At 56.9% G+C, this 18,374-nt stretch carries 18 protein-coding genes; 3 read left to right on the top strand and 15 right to left on the bottom strand.

Annotated elements, in window-relative coordinates:
- Positions 1-62 precede the first annotated feature (62 nt).
- From artJ to yahO, 7 genes are all read right to left on the bottom strand, one after another.
- Positions 63-794, bottom strand: a complete 732-nt coding sequence (gene artJ, locus MKS11_RS10745) for an arginine ABC transporter substrate-binding protein ArtJ (RefSeq protein ID WP_004201336.1) — start codon at positions 792-794, stop codon at positions 63-65.
- Between the two features lie 184 nt (positions 795-978).
- Complete coding sequence (gene artM / locus MKS11_RS10740; RefSeq protein ID WP_004201338.1) at positions 979-1,647, bottom strand: arginine ABC transporter permease ArtM; 669 nt, start codon at positions 1,645-1,647, stop codon at positions 979-981.
- Entirely contained in the window at positions 1,647-2,363 is a 717-nt protein-coding gene (gene artQ / locus MKS11_RS10735) for an arginine ABC transporter permease ArtQ (RefSeq protein ID WP_004201339.1), read from the bottom strand. The genes artM and artQ overlap by 1 nt, the downstream gene beginning before the upstream one ends.
- A 6-nt stretch (positions 2,364-2,369) precedes the next feature.
- Positions 2,370-3,101 (bottom strand): arginine ABC transporter substrate-binding protein ArtI, encoded by a 732-nt coding sequence (artI, locus tag MKS11_RS10730; RefSeq protein ID WP_195352371.1) that lies wholly within the window; start codon positions 3,099-3,101, stop codon positions 2,370-2,372.
- Positions 3,102-3,121: 20 nt separating this feature from the next.
- A complete protein-coding gene (gene artP / locus MKS11_RS10725) occupies positions 3,122-3,850 on the bottom strand; it encodes an arginine ABC transporter ATP-binding protein ArtP (RefSeq protein WP_004201340.1) in 729 nt (242 codons plus the stop codon).
- 226 nt (positions 3,851-4,076) lie between these two features.
- Complete coding sequence (locus MKS11_RS10720) at positions 4,077-4,592, bottom strand: lipoprotein (protein WP_004201341.1); 516 nt, start codon at positions 4,590-4,592, stop codon at positions 4,077-4,079.
- A 250-nt stretch (positions 4,593-4,842) separates the two neighbouring features.
- Positions 4,843-5,115, bottom strand: a complete 273-nt coding sequence (yahO, locus tag MKS11_RS10715) for a DUF1471 family periplasmic protein YahO (protein ID WP_004201342.1) — start codon at positions 5,113-5,115, stop codon at positions 4,843-4,845.
- A 360-nt stretch (positions 5,116-5,475) separates the two neighbouring features.
- Between yahO and MKS11_RS10710 the strand changes: the two genes are divergently transcribed.
- Positions 5,476-6,615 carry a GGDEF domain-containing protein gene (locus MKS11_RS10710; RefSeq protein WP_048294437.1) on the top strand — a complete coding sequence of 380 codons (1,140 nt, stop codon included), beginning with the start codon at positions 5,476-5,478 and terminating at the stop codon, positions 6,613-6,615.
- 31 nt (positions 6,616-6,646) lie between these two features.
- On the top strand, positions 6,647-7,477 hold the full coding sequence (locus MKS11_RS10705; RefSeq protein ID WP_053810609.1) for an N-acetylmuramoyl-L-alanine amidase: 831 nt from the start codon (positions 6,647-6,649) through the stop codon (positions 7,475-7,477).
- On the opposite strand, the gene MKS11_RS10700 is transcribed toward MKS11_RS10705, so the two are convergent.
- From MKS11_RS10700 to poxB, 4 genes are all read right to left on the bottom strand, one after another.
- Entirely contained in the window at positions 7,474-8,487 is a 1,014-nt protein-coding gene (locus MKS11_RS10700) for an NAD(P)-dependent oxidoreductase (protein ID WP_032455772.1), read from the bottom strand. The two genes, MKS11_RS10705 and MKS11_RS10700, sit on opposite strands and share 4 nt — an antisense overlap.
- Before the next feature lie 87 nt (positions 8,488-8,574).
- Positions 8,575-10,017 carry an SDR family oxidoreductase gene (locus MKS11_RS10695; protein WP_284109528.1) on the bottom strand — a complete coding sequence of 481 codons (1,443 nt, stop codon included), beginning with the start codon at positions 10,015-10,017 and terminating at the stop codon, positions 8,575-8,577.
- A 10-nt stretch (positions 10,018-10,027) separates the two neighbouring features.
- Complete coding sequence (gene ltaE, locus MKS11_RS10690; RefSeq protein WP_004201348.1) at positions 10,028-11,029, bottom strand: low-specificity L-threonine aldolase; 1,002 nt, start codon at positions 11,027-11,029, stop codon at positions 10,028-10,030.
- 38 nt (positions 11,030-11,067) lie between these two features.
- Positions 11,068-12,786 (bottom strand): ubiquinone-dependent pyruvate dehydrogenase, encoded by a 1,719-nt coding sequence (gene poxB, locus MKS11_RS10685; RefSeq protein WP_087771587.1) that lies wholly within the window; start codon positions 12,784-12,786, stop codon positions 11,068-11,070.
- Between the two features lie 151 nt (positions 12,787-12,937).
- Here poxB and MKS11_RS10680 point away from each other — a divergent pair, with 151 nt between their 5' ends.
- Positions 12,938-13,372, top strand: coding sequence for a DoxX family protein (locus tag MKS11_RS10680; RefSeq protein WP_004201350.1), 435 nt, complete (start codon positions 12,938-12,940; stop codon positions 13,370-13,372).
- Positions 13,373-13,578: 206 nt separating this feature from the next.
- Here MKS11_RS10680 and hcr read toward each other — a convergent pair whose 3' ends face one another.
- The 4 genes from hcr to aqpZ all read right to left on the bottom strand — a co-directional run bounded on the left by hcr (position 13,579) and on the right by aqpZ (position 18,063).
- A complete protein-coding gene (gene hcr / locus MKS11_RS10675) occupies positions 13,579-14,547 on the bottom strand; it encodes an NADH oxidoreductase (RefSeq protein WP_043522152.1) in 969 nt (322 codons plus the stop codon).
- 10 nt (positions 14,548-14,557) lie between these two features.
- The gene (gene hcp / locus MKS11_RS10670) at positions 14,558-16,210 is read right to left on the bottom strand and encodes a hydroxylamine reductase (protein WP_087771586.1); all 1,653 of its coding nucleotides are present in this window, start codon (positions 16,208-16,210) and stop codon (positions 14,558-14,560) included.
- Between the two features lie 143 nt (positions 16,211-16,353).
- On the bottom strand, positions 16,354-17,253 hold the full coding sequence (locus MKS11_RS10665) for a lysine exporter LysO family protein (RefSeq protein ID WP_087771569.1): 900 nt from the start codon (positions 17,251-17,253) through the stop codon (positions 16,354-16,356).
- A 114-nt stretch (positions 17,254-17,367) separates the two neighbouring features.
- The gene (aqpZ, locus tag MKS11_RS10660; RefSeq protein WP_004201355.1) at positions 17,368-18,063 is read right to left on the bottom strand and encodes an aquaporin Z; all 696 of its coding nucleotides are present in this window, start codon (positions 18,061-18,063) and stop codon (positions 17,368-17,370) included.
- Positions 18,064-18,374 lie beyond the last annotated feature (311 nt).

The raw sequence follows: 18,374 nt of genomic DNA, 5'->3' as shown, positions 1-18,374 counted from the left end.
CGCCTTACCCGGCTACGGGGAAAGTGTAGGCCGGGTCAGCGCAGCGCCACCCGGCAAAAAAGTTACTCCGGGAACCACTGGTTGCTGATTTTCTGGTAGGTACCGTCGGCTTTAATCGCCTTCAGCGCCGCGTTCAGTTTCTCCAGCAGCGCCTTGTTATCCGGGCGCACGGCAATCCCAAGGCCGGTGCCGAAGTATTGCGGGTCGGTCACTTTCGGCGTGGCTGCCCCCAGCTGCGGGTTGGTTTTCAGCCACTCGTTGACCACCGCCGTGTCGCCGAACACGCCGTCGATACGGCCATTTTTCAGATCGATAATCGCGTTCTGGTAGCTGTCATAGGCGACGGTCTTCACCTCAGGATGTTTATCCTGCAGATATTTCTGGTGGGTGGTGCCGTTTTCCATGCCGATCCGTTTGCCTTTCAAATCATCGAACGAGTGGAATGCGTCTTTTTTGGCGATCACCAGCGCGGAGTTGGCGTAGTACGGGTCGGTGAAGGCGACCTGCTTGCTGCGCTCCGGCGTAATATCCATTCCAGAAATCACCGCGTCATACTTCTTAAACTTCAGCGCCGGGATCAGGCTGTCAAACGCGTGGTTGGTAAAGGTGCATTCTGCCTGCATTTGTTTGCACAGCGCATGGGCCAGATCGATATCAAAGCCGACAATCTGGTTATTAGCGTCCATCGATTCAAACGGCGGATAGGTCGCGGACACGCCGAAGCTGATTTTCTCCGCGGCGGCGGCGCCGAAGGTGAACGTGGTGAGCAGTGCAGCCAGAACTAACTTTTTCATCGTGGAACTCCCGTCTGTCAATCTTATGATTATTCGCCGTGTCTGCGGCATAGGGTGACAATGCCATTAAATGAATTTGTATGCAATAAAAATGATTAAGTATTTTATTTGATATAAAAAAAGACGGACAGGTATTAGACTTGTCCGTCTTATTGTTCACTTATTATGCAAAATACGCCAGGCGCTAATTACGCCGCTCGAAGGCTAGCGCTTTGCGCTCCACCAGCCGCATCAGCAGCGTCAGCAGCCCGTTGACGATGAGATAGATAATCCCGGCGGCGCCGAACACCATCACGTCGTAGGTCCGTCCGTACAGCAGCTGGCCGTGGCCCATCACTTCCATCAGGGTGATGGTGTAGGCCAGAGAGGTACTCTTAAAGACCAGCACCACTTCGTTGGAATAGGACGACAGCGCGCGCTTAAAGGCATACGGCAGCAGGATCGCCAGGGTATCCTTTTTACTCATCCCCAGCGCGCTGCACGACTGCCATTGCCCGTCGGGGATCGCCCGGATGGCGCCATAAAACAGCTGGGTGGTATAGGCGGCGCTGTTGAGCGACAGGGCGATCAGGGCGCACAGCCACGGCTCGGAGATAAGGTGCCAGAGCCAGGGATATTCCTGTAGCGAAGGAAACTGTCCTGGGCCGTAGTAGATCAGGAAGATCTGCACCAGCAGCGGCGTACCGGTAAACAGGGTGATGTAGCCGCGCACTATCCACACCAGCCCCGGCGTCTTCAGCGTCAGGATAATGGTAAAGATCAGCGACAGGATCAGCGCCACGATAATCGACGCCACGGTCAGCGTCAGGCTGGTATGCAGTCCTTTCAGCAGTTCGGGTAAGTAGTCGAGCATCAGCCTGGTCTCCGTTCGAAGCGCGTCGCACGCTGGTCAATCCGCTTAAGGATGTATTGACTCAACAGGGTGATGACGAGATAGATTGCCGCGGCAATGATATACCAGTTAAAGGGCTCCTGAGTGCGGGTGGCGATGCTTTTAGTCTGCAGCATCAGATCGTTGACGCTGATAAGGCTCACCAGCGCGGTGTCCTTTAGCAGCACCAGCCACTGGTTGCCGAGACCGGGCAGCGCATGGCGCCACATCTGAGGCATCACCAGGCGGAAGAAAATGGCCGCTTTCGACAGCCCGAGCGCCTGGCCGGACTCCCACTGACCCTGCGGAACGGCTTTCAGCGCGCCGCGCAGCGTTTGCGAGGCGTAGGCGGCATACAGCAGCGACAAGGCGATCGCCCCGCAGAGGAACGGACTGACGTCAAAGTTCTCAATCTGCATCTGCACCGGGATCTGGATGAACCCGAGCGGGATGGTAAAACCGTCAGAGAGCGTCAGCAGCAGCTGGGACGAGCCAAAATAGATAAACAGCACCACCAGAATTTCAGGTAGTCCGCGCAGGATGGTCACAATGCCGGTTGCAAGCCAGGCTACCGGGCGCCATTTCACTGACTCCAGTACCGCGAAGAGCATCGCCAGGACGAGGCCGATGGCGAGCGCGCAAACGGCAAGGCCGACGGTCATCCCGGCGGCGCTTGCTAATGGAAAAATTTCGTTCATTAAGTCTTACTTCTGGAACCATTTGTTATAGATGGTCTGGTAAGTGCCGTCTTTCTTCACTTTTTCCAGCGCAGCGTTAAATTTCTGCTGCAGGTCGGTGTTGCCCTGACGCACGGCAATGCCCAGCCCGGTGCCGAAATAGGCTTTGTCGGTCACTTTATCGCCCACGGCCGCCAGCTTCGGATTGCTCTTCAGCCATTCGGTGACCACGGCGGTATCACCAAAGACCGCGTCAATACGACCGTTCTGCAGATCCAGCTTCGCATTCTGGTAGCTGTCGTAAGGGACGGTAGTGATTTCCGGATGTTTATCGGTGATAAATTTCTGGTGCGTGGTACCGTTCTGTACGCCCACTTTTTTGCCCTTCAGCTGATCAATGCTGGTGAACTTGCCCTGCTGACCGACGAACAGCGCCGAGTTGTCATAATACGGGGTGGAGAACAGTACCTGCTTTTCACGCTCAGGCGTGATGTCCATCCCGGCCATGACCGCGTCGAAACGGCGGAATTTCAGCCCCGGGATCAGGCTGTCAAAGGCCTGGTTGGTGAAGGTACAGGTGGCATCGATCTCTTTACACAGCGCGTTAGCCAGATCCACATCGAAACCGACGATCTGGTTGTTGGCGTCCATCAGCTCAAACGGAGGGTAGGAGGCCTCGGTGGCGAAACGAATGGTCTGCGCGGCGGAAGCGGAGAGGCTCATGCCTGCGAGCAGGGCGGCAATCAGTACTTTTTTCATCGTCATTTCCCCGAAAAACATCAATGTGAAAGATAGTTTTTAAACGCGTCAGTTTGCGGATGCGTGAAGCAGGAGGCATCCCCTTGCTCGACGACATGGCCATTTTCCATATACACCACCCGGCTGGCCGTCTTGCGCGCCACTTCAACTTCATGGGTGACGATAACCTGGGTGATGCCGGTTTCAGCCAGCTCGCGGATGATGCTAACGATCTGGGCGGTGATTTCCGGGTCGAGCGCCGCGGTAGGCTCATCGAACAGCAGAACCTGCGGCTCCATCATGAGCGCGCGGGCGATCGCCACACGCTGCTGCTGGCCGCCGGATAAATGCAGCGGGTAACGATCGCTGTAGGGCTTCAGACGCAGGCGCTCCAGCAGCTTCTCGGCGCGAGCCAGCGCCTGATCCTTGCTTAACCCCAGTACGCGACAGGGGGCTTCGATCAGGTTCTGCTGTACCGTCAGGTGCGGCCACAGGTTGTACTGCTGAAAAACCATGCCGACGTTCTGCCGCAGTTCGCGAATCGCTTTATCGGACGGCGCTCTGGTGAAGTCGAAATGGTTACCGGCGATGGTTAACGAACCGGAACGCGGCATCTCCAGCAGGTTGAGTACGCGCAGCAGCGAGCTCTTCCCGGCACCGCTGGGGCCGAGCAGCACCAGCGTTTCCCCCTGCGGGCAATCCAGCGTGATGTCGAACAGCGCCTGGTGCGCGCCGTAGAAGCAATTAATGCCGTTTAGTTTAATACTCATCTGGGCAGTCTGATACGAATAGCTATTGAGGCCGCAAATAGTACCTTTGGCAGAATAGTTATGCAATATTTATGCGTTAAAAGTTAAATCTAAACCACGTTTAGCTTTAAAGTTAGCACAAAATATTGCCTGGTGGGTGAGGGGGGCGTAAATGTCGGCATTCTCGGGGCGAATACCGACATTTTACCGGGGTTATCGTTTCAGCGGCGTCGCTTCAACTCCCGAACTAGCGTTTCTCCAGACTCTGTCGCAACGTTCCGGCCGGCGCGTGGCTGTTGTTGCCGAGATAGCGAACGTCATCGACGGCCCAGCACTGGCCTTCCTGGATCATCAGCACTTCGTCTTTCCAGTTCTGGGTTCCCTGTTTCAGCTCCACGCGCAGCGGAATGTTGCGCGCATCGCGATTAGGGATGGTTGAGGCGCTGGCGACGACGGCGCTGTCCGCGGGGGTGCTGCTGCTGGAGAACGGGTTAGCCTGCAGCAGCTTGCTGTTGGCGGGATCCTGACGGGCGTCATTGAGTAACTTCGCCAGGCCGTCGCTGAGATAGGGGCGCAGCGCCGCCGGATCCTGAGTACGGTTCTGGATCTGAATGTCATAGAATTTTTGCGCTACGTCGTCAGGGCCGCCTTCGACACAAGGGCCGCTGCGGGTGCCATTATCTTTATAGGCCGGGGTGACGGTCGTACAGGCGCTGAGCGCCAGCGCGCAAGGGAGAAGTGCTGCAAGAAGTTTGTAGCGCATGATGATTTCCTTATAAGCGAACTACGTTTTCAGTTTCCGTTAAAGCATAGCGTATAGCGTGCGGATTGTACTTGACGCAAAGAGCTAAGACCTTGATGTGGCTACAGCCTTAGGGCTGGAAATCAGCAGGGGGATGACGGCGGTTTTCAGGCAGAAAAAATCACGGCGGGATAAAAATAAATTATGGCTTTGCATAAACAAGAAACACTACCCCGGAAACAGGGTAGTGTTTCTTGAGAGATAAGATTAGTTATTTCTTCTTATAGATATTAGCGGAAATGTGCAGTTTTTTATCCGTGTTCCCGGAAGAGAGCACGATAACATCCGCGCCTTTTTCATCAGCTTTTTTAATCAGCTCTTCACGAGCATCGCTCGGTGCGGTCTGGCCGGTAGAAGAAATGGTGCCGATCTTGGTGTATTGCGTATGGACCTTATCAAAAGCTTCTTTCGATAAAATCTCAGCGGAGAAGGCGTTCGCCGTTAAAAACAATGCCGCACCTGCCACTAAAGCTGCATATTTCATATTTTTAGACTCCATTGTTTATCTTGCTATCATCATGCTCTTGTTTTAACTCACCAATGAGCGATTTCAGATTGTACTAACACTGCTTTTTTTTCAAGCAAAATACTGCAATTTTATGACGGCTAGTTAACTCTTTTTTAAAGAAAAGATGACAGAATTCGCATTGATAATGCTTGCTTTTTTTTGCCGTTTACACATCGTGAACGGAGCATACCAATTTCTACTGACATTAGCTGAAAATCAGCTTAAGAGGCCGGGGCAGGGGAGACAGCGCGCGGACAGACATTCCCGGAAACATAGTTTATCATATAGACAAGCAGGGGCTGCGCCTATGGTCATGCAGGTCACCAGGGAGATAAGATGTTAACAAATAAGCGAGAGCGCGCCCGGCAGCAGCGAACCGCGTTGTGGGCCACCAGAGATGATGTCCAGCGCCATGCGCTGTCAATGAGTCTGCCCTGGCTGGCTTTTGTAAATATCGCGTTTGCGTTAATGATTTTCTCCCGCAACTTTATTTTTACCTATTTTGATAAGAAGCTCCTGACTCACCAGGCGGTTATTCCTTATATCGAAATAGCGCTGATTGCGGTTATTATTATTTCGGCCATTTTAGTGATTATTGCCATCACGCCGCGTCTGGCGCAGGGGCGTTATACGCTGAATATCATCACCGCGCTGCTGCTGGTGCTCAGCCTGTGCTGGTCCCTGAGTAATTACTGTTTTATCTTTTTCTGGGCTTTGCCCTTCGCCTGGCCGCTGCTGGTTATATTGTTGACCACTGGCCTCACTGCGTTGTATCACCATTGGCCGGGCATTATCGCTTTTATGCTGCCGCTATGGGGGACGGCCTTGCTAGCGGGAATTCAGATCCACTATCACGCTGAAATTCGCTTTTTGATCCTGTGGACCATCTTTACGGCGATTTTGCTGTATGGACGACGTATTCTCCAGCGCTGGTACGATGAAGCCTGGGATACGCATCAGGAAAATATGCAGCTTATTCAGCGGCTGGAAAGTATTGCCAACCAGGATGCATTAACCGGGACCGCTAACCGCCGGGCGCTGAATGCGTATCTGGCGGAGATCTGGCAGCAAAACACGCCGTTGTCGCTGATGATGATCGATGTCGATTACTTTAAACGCTATAACGATCGCTATGGTCATCAGGCTGGTGACGAGTGCTTATCTTCTGTCGCGCAGGTGCTGAAAATGGCGGTCCGGGTCGAAGATGATCTGGTGGCTCGCTATGGCGGCGAGGAATTTGTGGTGGCGTTGCCTAGGGTTCCCCTGGTGCATGCCACCGCGATTGCCGAGCGCATTCAGCAGAAAATTCACGAGGCGGCGCTTCCTCATGAGGCATCAGAGGTGGCGTCGGTGGTGACCGTCAGTATCGGGATCGTCGATTCCGATGGCACGGTCCCGATGGAGACGCTGATCGCCCGGGCGGACAGTGCGCTGTACCAGGCGAAAAATAAAGGACGTAATCAATGGTCTTATTAACCCGGAGACGCTACCGGGCAAGGGAGAAGGGATGAAACGGATTGCCTATGTACTCCTGTTGGCGCTACTGCTGGCCGGCTGCGCGGGGGAAAAAGGCATCATCGATCGCGACGGATATCAGCTGGACACTCGCCATCCGGCGCAGGCGGCCTATCCGCGCATAAAAGTGCTGGTTATCCACTATACCGCAGATAATTTTGATGTCTCCCTGGCAACCCTGACTGATAAAGAGGTCAGCTCCCACTATTTAATTCCTGAACAGCCGCCGCGCCACCATCATAAACCGCGGATCTGGCAGCTGGTGCCGGAAGAGGATCTGGCCTGGCACGCCGGGGTGAGCTACTGGCGCGGCAGCACGCGCATCAACGATACTTCCATTGGTATTGAACTGGAAAACCGCGGCTGGCAGAAGACTGCGGGGGGTAAAAGCTTTACCCCCTTTCACCCGGAGCAGATCGCGGCCCTGATCCCGCTGGCGCGCGATATTATCGCCCGCTACCACATCGCGCCGCAGAACGTGGTAGCCCATGCCGATATCGCCCCGCAGCGCAAAGACGATCCGGGACCGTTGTTCCCCTGGCAACAGCTGGCGCAGCAGGGGATTGGCGCCTGGCCGGACGAGCAGCGGGTGGCTTTCTATCTGAACGGGCGCCCGGCCAGTGAGCCAGTGGACCCTGAGGTAGTACTGGATTTGCTGGCGCGCTACGGCTATCAGGTCACGCCGGAGATGACTCCCGCGCAGAAAAAACGAGTGATTACCGCCTTCCAGATGCACTTCCGCCCCCAGCGCTGGGATGGCGTAGCAGATGCGCAAACCGAAGCGATAGCCGAGGCGCTGTTAGAAAAGTATGGTCAGGGTTAGCGGTGAAGTTTACCGTGGTCGCGCAGCCAGGCGGCGGTACGCACAATCCCGTCGTCCAGCGTCACCACCGGCTGATAACCCAGCTCATCCTGCGCGCGAGTGATATCGAGCGTAAAATCAAAATTCAGTTTCGAGACGCCGTAGTGGGTAAAGGCCGGCTCTTTGGCCGTTTTATCGCCAAAACGCTCCATGCTGCGGGCGATAATATCCAGCATCGGGTAGGGGACTGAGCGGATCCGGCATTTGATGCTCAGCTCGTCGATCAGTTTCTGCACGATACTGCGCAGGGTGCGCGGTTCGCCGTTGCTGATATTCCACGCGCGGGCGGAGGGAAGATGATCGCACGCCGGCTGGCTCGCCAGCCACATCGCGTGGACGGCGTTTTCATAATAGGTCATATCGACCAGCGCGCTGCCGCCCCGTGGCAACAGGACGCTGCCATAGTGTTGCATCATTTGCGCCAGCCGGGGAATAAAGACTTTATCGTGCGGCCCGAACAGGCTCTGCGGGCGCAAAATGGTAAAACGGGTGTGCGGGTTGGCCTGCGCCAGCAGGTTGATCACCTCTTCGCTGGCTGCCTTGCTGCGGGCAAACTCGTTGGCGAAGCGGTGCGGGCGGAAATCTTCCTGAATATCGCGATGGTGGTGATAATCAAAATAGAGCGAGGGCGAAGAGATATGAACGAAATTGCGTACGCCCCATGCTACAGACCACTCGCCGAGGCGACGGGTGGCGCGGACGTTAGCGAGATCGAAAGCCTGCTGCGTGCCCCAGGGCGAGGTAAAGCTTGAGCAGTGCCACAGGGTATCGATACCGGCGAGCATCACTTTAGCCTGCGAAGAGACCAGCTCGGTTAAATCCGCCGGGATGAATTCCGCCCCCATTTTGCTCAGAAGCTTACCCATCGCTTCGTTGCGCCCGGTCGCTCGCACGCTGATGCCCTTGTTGCGCAGATATTCCACTGCGTTGCGGCCTAATCCGCTGGTCGCACCGGTAACCAGTACCTTCATATCACTCTACTGTCCCAGAAAAGAATTTCGTGCGCATTTTTCCGTGATTCTCCCGACTATGCAATGAGAATCATGAAAGAATAATGCTTATCCTTCGACTCTGCCTGAGATTTGTTCGGCCAACCGGGCGATGCGTTGCGCCATACCGCGGAAAATAAACAGGTGCGCCGGGATCATCAGCAGCCAGTAGACCAGGCCCGGCATACCGTGCGGGTGCCACCAGGCGCGGACGTCCAGTTCACGACGATCGCCTTTATCGTTAATGGTAAAGCTTAACCGGCCCAGCCCCGGCGCTTTCATGCCGAACAGCAGAGTGAGCTGTTTTTCTTCCTCCACAATAATCACCTTCCAGCTGTCGACCGTATCGCCTGTCTGCAGATAGTCGCGCTGCGGTCGCCCTTTGGCCAGCCGGTGGCCGACCAGCAGATCCATCGCGCCGCGGGTTTTCCACAGCAGATTGCCGAAAAAATATCCCTCTTTACCGCCGATTTGGTTAACAACCTGCCACAGGGCTTTGCGGCTCGCCGGAGTGGCGACGGTGCAGCCTGCCTGTTTCGGATAGTAGCCATACTCCGGTCGCCAGCGGGCGAAAGCCTGGGCGTCGTAGCCCCAGTCGCTGGAGTTTACCAGCTGCTCTTCTTCTTTCAGGGTGCGGCGAACCGCCTGATCGAAGGGGATCAGCGTTTGCGGGATCAGCGCCCGCAGCGTCCGGTCATCGGCGATCAGATCGTGCTTCAACCCCTGAATCAGCGCTTTGGCGATGGTCGGCGGCACCGAGGTGATGACATTGAGGAACCACACCGAGATCCAGCGCGTCGGCAGGCGAATCGGAATAAGCGGGCGGTGTTTGCCGCTGACGGCCATAAAGCGAATGAACTGCTGCTGGTAGCTTAACACCTCCGGACCGGCGGCTTCGAAGACGCGGTGCGCGTCGGAAGGATGATTCAGCAGCTCAACGAGGTCAACGAGCAGGTTTTCCAGCGCGACAGGGGTGGTACGCGAACGCACCCAGCGCGGAGGAGTCAGCACCGGCAGGTTATAGACCATGTCGCGCATCACCTCGAAGGCGGCGGAGCCGGCACCGACGATAATTCCGGCCCGCAGCTCGGTGACCGGCACACCCGACTCGCGCAGGAGATCGCCGGTGACCTGACGAGCGCGCAGATGGTCGGACTGCTCCTGCGCTGGTGCCTGCAGCGAGCTGAGAAAGATAATCTGACGTACCGGCATCTGGCGCAGGGCATCGCGAACATGCGTCGCCACCCGACGCTCATGGGCGATAAAATCGCCGCCTTCGCCCATGCCATGTACCAGATAGTAAAGCGTATCGATACCGGTGAGCAGCGCAGGCAGAGCCTGCGGCTGATTGAGATCGACGGACCGGCAGGTGACGCCGGGCAAAGCGAGTTTTTGCAGTCGGTCGGTATGGCGCGCCGCCGCCAGCACCGGATATCCCCGCGCGCTTAACTCGCGGACTAAATGCTGACCAATATAGCCGCTGGCGCCGAGCACCAGAACAGATTGCGACACGCCTGACTCCTTAGCGTTGTAAAAAAGCCTGCCAGTGGGCGACCACCTCGCTCAACTGCTGACGGTCGACATCCAGGTGAGTGACCAGACGGACGACTGGCGAAGCGTTGATCAGCACGCCGCGCGCCTGCATAAACTCGCCGAGCGCCCGGGCCTGCTCATCACCGACGCGAACGAACAGCATGTTGGTATCGTGACGAGTAACGTCGGCGCCGATGGCGCGCAGCTGATCCGCCATCCACGCGGCGTTATCATGATCCTCCTGCAGGCGCTGGACATTATTTTTCAGTGCGTACAGCCCGGCGGCGGCCAGAATGCCCGCCTGGCGCATCCCGCCGCCGACCATTTTCCGCCAGCGAACGGCGCGACGAATGTACGCCTCACTACCGACCAGCAGCGAGCCAACCGGGGCGCCAAGCCCCTTTGACAGACAGATGGTGAAGGAGTCGCAGTATTGGGCGATATCGCGTAACTCGCAGCCGTAGGCCACCACGGCGTTAAAGATGCGCGCGCCGTCGACGTGCAGCGCCAGATTGCGCTGGCGGGTAAACGCCCAGGCTTCCTGCAGATAGTCGCGAGGCAGCACCTTACCGTTATGGGTGTTTTCCAGACTCAGCAGGCGGGTCGGGGCAAAATGGATATCGTCAGGTTTGATTTTTGCTGCGACTTTATCCAGCGGCAGCGAACCGTCCGCCGCGGCGTCAATCGGCTGCGGCTGAATACTGCCGAGAACCGCCGCCCCGCCGGCTTCGTACAGATAGTTATGCGCCCCCTGGCCGACGATATACTCTTCGCCGCGCTGGCAATGGCTGAGCAGGCCGACGAGGTTGGCCTGGGTGCCGGTGGGCAGAAACAGCGCCGCCTCTTTGCCGGCCAGGTCGGCGGCGTAGCGCTGAAGTTCATTGACGGTAGGGTCGTCGCCATACACATCGTCCCCGACCGGGGCGGCCATCATGGCTTCCAGCATGGCGCGCCCGGGGCGGGTAACGGTATCACTGCGCAGATCGATCACGGCTATTCCTTGTTCTGGTTCAGAGTATTGCTTCTGTTTTACCTGAGCCAGTTGGTTTTCGCCAGTTCGATGACTTCATCGCCGCGCCCGCTGATGATCGCCCGCAGCATATACAGGCTAAAGCCTTTAGCTTGCTCCAGCTTGATCTGCGGCGGGATCGCCAGCTCCTCTTTGGCGACCACGACGTCGACCAGCACTGGACCGTCGGTGCGGAAGGCGGTCTGCAGCGCTTCATCCACCTCGGAGGCTTTCTCAACGCGAATACCTTTAATCCCGCAGGCTTCGGCGATGCGGGCGAAGTTGGTGTCGTGCAGCTCCGTGCCGTCGGTGAGATAGCCCCCGGCCTTCATCTCCATCGCCACGAAACCCAGCACGCTGTTGTTAAAGATGATAATTTTTACCGGCAGCTTCATCTGCGCCAGCGACAGAACATCCCCCATCAGCATGCTGAACCCGCCGTCGCCGCACATGGCCACCACCTGACGCTCCGGCGCGGTGGCCTTGGCGCCAATGGCCTGCGGCATGGCGTTGGCCATGGAGCCGTGATTGAATGAACCCAGCAGGCGGCGTTTGCCGTTCATCTTGAGATAGCGTGCCGCCCAGACGGTCGGGGTGCCGACATCGCAGGTGAAAATGGCGTCTTCATCGGCAAAATGGCTGATCTGCTGCGCCAGATATTGCGGGTGGATCGCCTTCTCGCTGGGCTTCGCCAGATCGTCGAGTCCTTTTCGCGCGTCGCGATAGTGCTCCAGCGCCTTATCGAGGAAGCGGCGATCGGTTTTCTCTTCCAGCAGCGGCAGCAGCGCCTTCAGCGTTGATTTAATGTCGCCCACCAGCGCCATATCGACCTTACTGTGCGCGCCGATGCTGCCGGGGTTAATGTCGATCTGAATAATTTTGGCGTCGGTCGGATAGAAGGCGCGATAGGGGAACTGGGTGCCGAGCAGGATCAGGGTGTCGGCATTCATCATGGTGTGGAAGCCAGAAGAGAAGCCAATCAGCCCGGTCATGCCCACATCATACGGGTTGTCATACTCCACATGCTCTTTACCGCGCAACGCATGGACGATGGGAGCTTTAATTTTCGCCGCGAACTCCACCAGCTCCTGGTGGGCGCCGGCGCAACCGCTGCCGCACATGAGCGCGATATTGCTGGAGTAGCGGATAAGCTGGGCCAGCTTGCGCAGCTCTTCTTCCGCCGGGGTGACCGTCGGCAACGGCGCATGATACCACTGGCTGCTGGCGCTCTCCGGGGCCGCCTTCAGCGCCACGTCGCCGGGCAGCACCACCACCGAAACGCCGCGGTTGATCACCGCCTTGCGCATCGCCACCGCCAGCACCTGCGGGATCTGCTCCGGGGTGGAGACCAGCTCGCAGTAGTGGCTGCATTCGCGGAACAGCTCCTGGGGATGGGTCTCCTGGAAATAGCCGCTGCCAATCTCGCTGGATGGAATGTGGGCGGCAATCGCCAGCACCGGGACATGGTTGCGGTGACAGTCAAACAGACCGTTGATCAGATGCAGGTTACCCGGTCCGCAGGAACCAGCGCAGACCGCCAGTTCACCGGTCAGTTGCGCCTCCGCGCCGGCGGCGAAAGCGGCAACCTCTTCGTGCCGGGTGGCCATCCAGTCGATGGTGCCCATGCGGTTCAGGCTATCGCTCAATCCATTGAGGGAATCGCCGGTGACGCCCCAGATACGTTTCACGCCGGCCTGTTCCAGCATTTTGGCAATGTATGCGGCCACGGTTTGTTTCATGATCTCCATCTCCTTTTTTTGATAACGCCTTCAAGCTTAGATGAAACTGCAGCTTACGTTGCCGATTGCCCTCAGTTTTTTGCTGGTTTTATTGCTGAAGCATTGGGCATACTCTGGGATCTCACAGGGTGTAAAACAGGAAGCACATCAAATGGTTAAGGGATTGTTAAACGCAGTAAACAGAACGCTGTCGCATGAAGACGCCGGTAAACTCTTGTTACGACTCGCCGTCGGTGGGTTAATGCTGTTTCACGGTTTGCACAAGCTGCTGGATGGCGTGGACGGCATTAGCGGGATGCTGGCGGCGAAGGGGTTGCCGGGGTTTATCGCCTACGGTGTGCTGGTGGGGGAGGTGGTCGCCCCCTGTTTGTTGATTGTCGGCATCCTGACGCGCCCTGCGGCGCTGGTGTTGGCTTTCACCATGGTGGTAGCGTGGCTGATGGTCGGTCTCGGCAAGACATTTGCGCTTGATGCGGTGGGGGCGTGGGCGATCGAGAATCTGGTCTATTTCTTTGTTGGCGCGCTGGCGATTGCGCTTTTGGGCGCCGGGCGTTACTCGCTGGCCGGTCAGTCGGTTTGGCGGTAAAAATGCCTCATTCGTCCTGGGGCGTAAAGTCGATACTGTTGTCGGTTGGCAGCTTTTTAGTCCGGGAAAGCGTTTATCTCATGTCACCTGAGAGTTTATTGTCGCCAGGGGTTTTCCCGGAGGCGGCGCATTGCGCCTTCTCCGGGCTACCAAATCGCACAGCGCTGTAGCCCCGGTAAGCGGTAGCGCCACCGGGGATTTTGACCTCAGGCGAGAACCAGATCGCTCTGCGGGTGACAGGAGCAGGCCAGCACATAGCCGTCGGCGATTTCATCTTCGGTCAGCGTCATGGTGCTGGTGACGCTATACTCCCCGGAAACGACTCTGGTTTTGCAGCAGCCGCAGACGCCGGCGCGGCAGGCGACGGTCACCGGCACCTGATTGCTCTCCAGCGCCTCGAGCAGGGTGGTGCCCACCGGCGCGTAAAACTCTCTCGCCGGCTGCAGTTTGGTGAATTTCAGCCCGCTGGTGGCGGCCTCTGCCACCGGGGTGAAGAACTTCTCCTTAAAGAAGCGGGTGACACCCAGGGCGGCCACCTCCTGCTCAACCTTCTCCATATACGGCGCTGGCCCGCAGGTCATCACGGTGCGGCTGGCGATATCCGGCACGCTCTGCAGTAGCTCCAGGGTCAGACGGCCGGCGACAAAACCGTGCGTTGCGTTGTGTTCCGCCACCAGGGTAACCGGATAGTTGCGCCACTCCTCGGCAAAGATCACATCCTCCGGCGAACGAACGCTATAGATCACTTGCACGTCTGCCAGCGGGCGGTACTTCGCCAGCCAGCGGCGCATCGACATTATCGGCGTCACCCCGCAGCCGGCGGCCAGCAGCAGGAATTTATCTTCTGCTTTATCGTCGCAGATAAACTCGCCCATCGCATCGGACAGCCAAAGATAATCGCCGCGTTTGACCTCGTGGGTTAACCATTGTGAACCCGCGCCCTCGTTAATGCGGCGAACGGTCAGCGTAATATACTCGCTGACCCCCGGCGTGGAGGAGAGGGTGTAGGCGCGCAGCGTTTCCGCGGAATCACGCACGCTGACCAGGGCGTACTGCCCGGCGCGATACGGATAGTAATCGTGGCACAGCAGCGAAAGGGTCCACACGTCCGGGGTTTCCTGGTGAATGTGGTGAACCTGCATCCGCCACGGGCATTGCGAAGTTGGCATGGTCATCAGGGACTCCTTACGCGCTCAGCAGCTGCTGCATATCTTGTTCCACGGTGGTCACGGAACGCAGACCAAACTTCTCATTGAGGACAGCCAGCAGATCCGGAGTGAAGAAGCCTGGCGCCATCGGGCCGGTGACGATATTTTTCACGCCGAGAGACAGCAGCGTCAGCAGGATGACAATCGCTTTCTGTTCGAACCAGGAGAGCACCAGCGACAGCGGCAGATCGTTGACGCCGCAGCCCAGTTTTTCCGCCAGCGTGACCGCCAGAATAATCGCCGAATAGGCATCATTACACTGACCAGCGTCGACCAGACGTGGCAGGCCTTCGATATCGCCGAAATCCAGCTTGTTAAAGCGGTATTTACCGCAGGCCAGCGTCAGGATCAGACAGTCATCCGGCACGCTGGTGGCAAAATCGGTGAAATAGTTACGTTCCCCGCGCGCGCCGTCGCAGCCGCCGACGAGGAAGATATGGCGCAGTTTTTCACGGCTGACCAGATCGATCAGCGTATCCGCCGCGCCGAGCAGGGTCTGACGGCCAAAGCCGACGGTGATCAGATGCGGGATTTCGCTGTACGGGAAGCCCGCCATCTGCTGCGCCTGGGCAATGACCGGGGAGAAGTCTTCGCCTTCCAGGTGGTTCACGCCCGGCCAGCCGACGATGCTGCGAGTCCAGATGCGATCGTCGTAAGCGCCGACGGTGGGATCGATGATGCAGTTAGAGGTCATCACGATGGGGCCCGGGAAGCGGGCGAATTCCACCTGCTGGTTCTGCCAGCCGCTGCCGTAGTTGCCGATCAGATGTTTGAATTTACGCAGCTCCGGATAGCCGTGCGCCGGCAGCATTTCGCCGTGGGTATAGACATTGACGCCGGTGCCTTCCGTCTGCTCCAGCAGGTTATAGAGATCTTTCAGGTCGTGGCCAGAGATCAGGATACATTTACCTGCGGTGGCTTTTACGTTGACCTGAGTCGGCGTTGGGTGGCCATATTTGGTGGTTTCGCCGGCGTCAAGGATGCTCATCACTTTGAAGTTCATCTGGCCGATTTCCATCGAACATTCGAGCAGCGCATTCATATCCGCAGGCCAGGTGCCCAGCCACGCCATGATCTTGTGGTACTGGGCGTAAATGGCGTTGTCGTACTGGCCGAGCACGTGGGCGTGTTCCATATAGGCCGCCGCACCCTTCAGACCATACAGGCACAGCAGGCGCAGGCCGAGGATATTCTCGCCGATAGCGGCTTTATCTTTATTCGGGGCATAGTCTGCCGCCTGACGCTGCAGGTCACCCAGATCGTCGCCGACCAGCTGCAGGTCGGCCACCGGGCTGTCAACTTTGGCGCTGGCATCAAGGTCCAGGCACTGCGCTTTGAGCGCCTCACGCATGGCAATCGCCTGACGGGCATAGCCGACGATGCGCGGAGAATCGAAATTGACGTTAGTTAGCGTAGAGAAGAAGGCGCGGGGGGCGAAGCTGTCGACCTCATGATCGATAATGCCATATTCGCGGGCCTTAAGCGCCCAGGCGGAGAGGCCTTGCAGTGACGCAATCAGCAGATCCTGTAGATCGGAGGTTTCCGCTGTTTTACCGCACATCCCCTGCGCGTAAGAGCAGCCGTTGCCGGCCGGGGTACGAATGGTTTGTTCACATTGCACACAAAACATGGTCACACCTTTAAAGTTATATTTGATATACATGTTTAAGGTTATGCCCGAGCGCGTGAGGAGAAAAGGTATTTCTGATACAACTTAAAGGGAGATTGATTTAGCGCAAAATTGGCGGCAGGAAGTCTGCCGCCAGCGCCTACTCAGGCGGCAAAAAAGGCGATCAGGATCGGGACCAGCAAGCTCAGCAGAAAACCGTGTACGATGGCGGCAGGGACGATCTCCACGCCGCCGGAACGCTGCAGCACCGGTAAGGTGAAGTCCATGGAGGTAGCGCCGCACAGACCCAGCGCCGTGGAGCGGCTTCGGCGAATCAGGCCCGGAATTAACATGATGGCCAGCAGCTCGCGGCACAGGTCGTTAAAGAACGCCGCGCTGCCGATTACCGGGCCAAAGGATTCGGTCAGTAAAATACCGGAGAGTGAATACCAGCCGAAGCCGCTGGCCATCGCCAGACCGGTCTTTAGCGGCAAATCCAGAATAAAGGCGTTGAGGATGCCGCCGAGTAATGAACTGATCGTGACCACCACGGCGACGATCATTCCCCGGCGGTTAAGGATTATTTGTCGCAGACTCATTCCATTATTGCGTAATTGAATACCGACGAGGAACAGGAGAAAGATCAGCGTATATTCGCTGGCTTCGGTGGCGTGTTGTAAAAAAGGCAGGCCGGTCAGGCCAAGCAAAAAACCGAGGACCACCACCCCGCACAGCTGGAGTGATTCCAGGGCCATGGCCAGGCGCGAGGGTAATTTCTCCTGACGATGCAGACTGCGCCAGGGCATTTTTCTTTCCAGCCACAGCAGAGCGGTAATATTACACAGTAAAATGATGACCACGCTCACCGCGGCGTAATGCAATATCGCCAGCAGATTGCTGGCCAGATTGTCGAGAAACGCCAGGCTGATACCCATAAAAAAGAGGATCACATAGACAATCCAGCTCAGCATCCGGTGAATCAGTTTTAGCGCAGAGGAGTGACGAAGAGGCAGTAAATAGCCGACGACCAGCGGCAACAGAATGATGAACAGTCCCGAGAACATGAACGATGCAGCCCTTGCATGATGAGAATAGCGCTCATGACACTACCCAAATAGCCGGGCCGAGTAAAGCTGTCGCCAGAAAGAAAAAGCCCGGAGACCCGGGCTTAGAAAGGATTAATCGCGTTTTTCCAGCAGAGTGCGGTACAGCACGCCGCCAAGGATCCCGCCGACGATCGGCATGACCCAGAACAGCCACAGCTGCTGCAGCGCCCAACCGCCCTGGAAAATCGCCACCGCGGTGCTGCGCGCCGGGTTGACGGAAGTGTTGGTGACCGGAATGCTGATTAAATGGATGAGAGTCAGCGCCAGGCCGATAGCGATCGGCGCGAAGCCCGCCGGCGCGTGTTTGTCGGTCGCGCCATGGATAACCAGCAGGAAGCCGCAGGTAAGTACGATTTCAATAACGATAGCCGACAGCATAGAGAAGCCGCCCGGGGAGTGTTCGCCATAGCCGTTTGAGGCAAAGCCGCTGGCGGCGGCATCAAAGCCGGCTTTACCGCTGGCCACCACGTACAGCACCGCGGCGGCAATAATTCCGCCGACCACCTGGGCGATAATATAGCCAATGACCTCTTTCGCCGGGAAACGACCACCGGCCCACAGGCCTAAGGTTACCGCCGGGTTGAAATGACCGCCGGAAATATGGCCAACCGCATACGCCATGGTTAATACGGTTAAACCAAATGCCAGCGCCACGCCGGCAAAACCGATACCCAACTCGGGAAATGCTGCGGCAAGTACGGCGCTACCGCAGCCGCCAAATACAAGCCAGAAGGTGCCGAAGCATTCGGCTGCTAATTTTCTGAACATAACCACCTCAATTTAAATGTATACGTGCACGAGCGGACCGTGCCGGTCTTTATTTATCGTGATAAGGGACGACGATAAAAATAAAGCGGCGTTATTCTAGAGATAATCGCCATCCCAGAGCCAGTTAAATATATTGATATTATTTGATTTAGGGCAAGGTGAAGGGATTGCGTTTGCCAGTTTAACTCTTCCTATATCCATCCAAGATTATCAATAGTGTAGAACATAACGTCTGAAATAAAACTATTTTGTTTGATGAATAATCAATAGCCGTTAATAGACGATAAGTGCGTAATTTTATGAATATATTT

This window comes from Klebsiella sp. K5-45 (assembly GCF_030128605.1).
Taxonomy (GTDB): Bacteria; Pseudomonadota; Gammaproteobacteria; order Enterobacterales; family Enterobacteriaceae; genus Klebsiella; species Klebsiella quasipneumoniae.
This window is presented reverse-complemented; position numbering and strand designations above follow the sequence as displayed.

Excerpts from the sequence above, each read along its gene's own strand:
- artM (WP_004201338.1), bottom strand. The coding sequence starts at position 1,647 with ATGCTCGACTACTTACCCGAACTGCTGAAAGGACTGCATACCAGCCTG.
- MKS11_RS10710 (WP_048294437.1), top strand. The coding sequence starts at position 5,476 with ATGTTAACAAATAAGCGAGAGCGCGCCCGGCAGCAGCGAACCGCGTTG.
- MKS11_RS10720 (WP_004201341.1), bottom strand. The coding sequence starts at position 4,592 with ATGCGCTACAAACTTCTTGCAGCACTTCTCCCTTGCGCGCTGGCGCTC.
- MKS11_RS10700 (WP_032455772.1), bottom strand. The coding sequence starts at position 8,487 with ATGAAGGTACTGGTTACCGGTGCGACCAGCGGATTAGGCCGCAACGCA.
- artQ (WP_004201339.1), bottom strand. The coding sequence starts at position 2,363 with ATGAACGAAATTTTTCCATTAGCAAGCGCCGCCGGGATGACCGTCGGC.
- hcr (WP_043522152.1), bottom strand. The coding sequence starts at position 14,547 with ATGACCATGCCAACTTCGCAATGCCCGTGGCGGATGCAGGTTCACCAC.
- MKS11_RS10705 (WP_053810609.1), top strand. The coding sequence starts at position 6,647 with ATGAAACGGATTGCCTATGTACTCCTGTTGGCGCTACTGCTGGCCGGC.
- artI (WP_195352371.1), bottom strand. The coding sequence starts at position 3,101 with ATGAAAAAAGTACTGATTGCCGCCCTGCTCGCAGGCATGAGCCTCTCC.
- yahO (WP_004201342.1), bottom strand. The coding sequence starts at position 5,115 with ATGAAATATGCAGCTTTAGTGGCAGGTGCGGCATTGTTTTTAACGGCG.
- MKS11_RS10665 (WP_087771569.1), bottom strand. The coding sequence starts at position 17,253 with ATGTTCTCGGGACTGTTCATCATTCTGTTGCCGCTGGTCGTCGGCTAT.
- hcp (WP_087771586.1), bottom strand. The coding sequence starts at position 16,210 with ATGTTTTGTGTGCAATGTGAACAAACCATTCGTACCCCGGCCGGCAAC.
- poxB (WP_087771587.1), bottom strand. The coding sequence starts at position 12,786 with ATGAAACAAACCGTGGCCGCATACATTGCCAAAATGCTGGAACAGGCC.
- MKS11_RS10680 (WP_004201350.1), top strand. The coding sequence starts at position 12,938 with ATGGTTAAGGGATTGTTAAACGCAGTAAACAGAACGCTGTCGCATGAA.
- artP (WP_004201340.1), bottom strand. The coding sequence starts at position 3,850 with ATGAGTATTAAACTAAACGGCATTAATTGCTTCTACGGCGCGCACCAG.
- artJ (WP_004201336.1), bottom strand. The coding sequence starts at position 794 with ATGAAAAAGTTAGTTCTGGCTGCACTGCTCACCACGTTCACCTTCGGC.
- aqpZ (WP_004201355.1), bottom strand. The coding sequence starts at position 18,063 with ATGTTCAGAAAATTAGCAGCCGAATGCTTCGGCACCTTCTGGCTTGTA.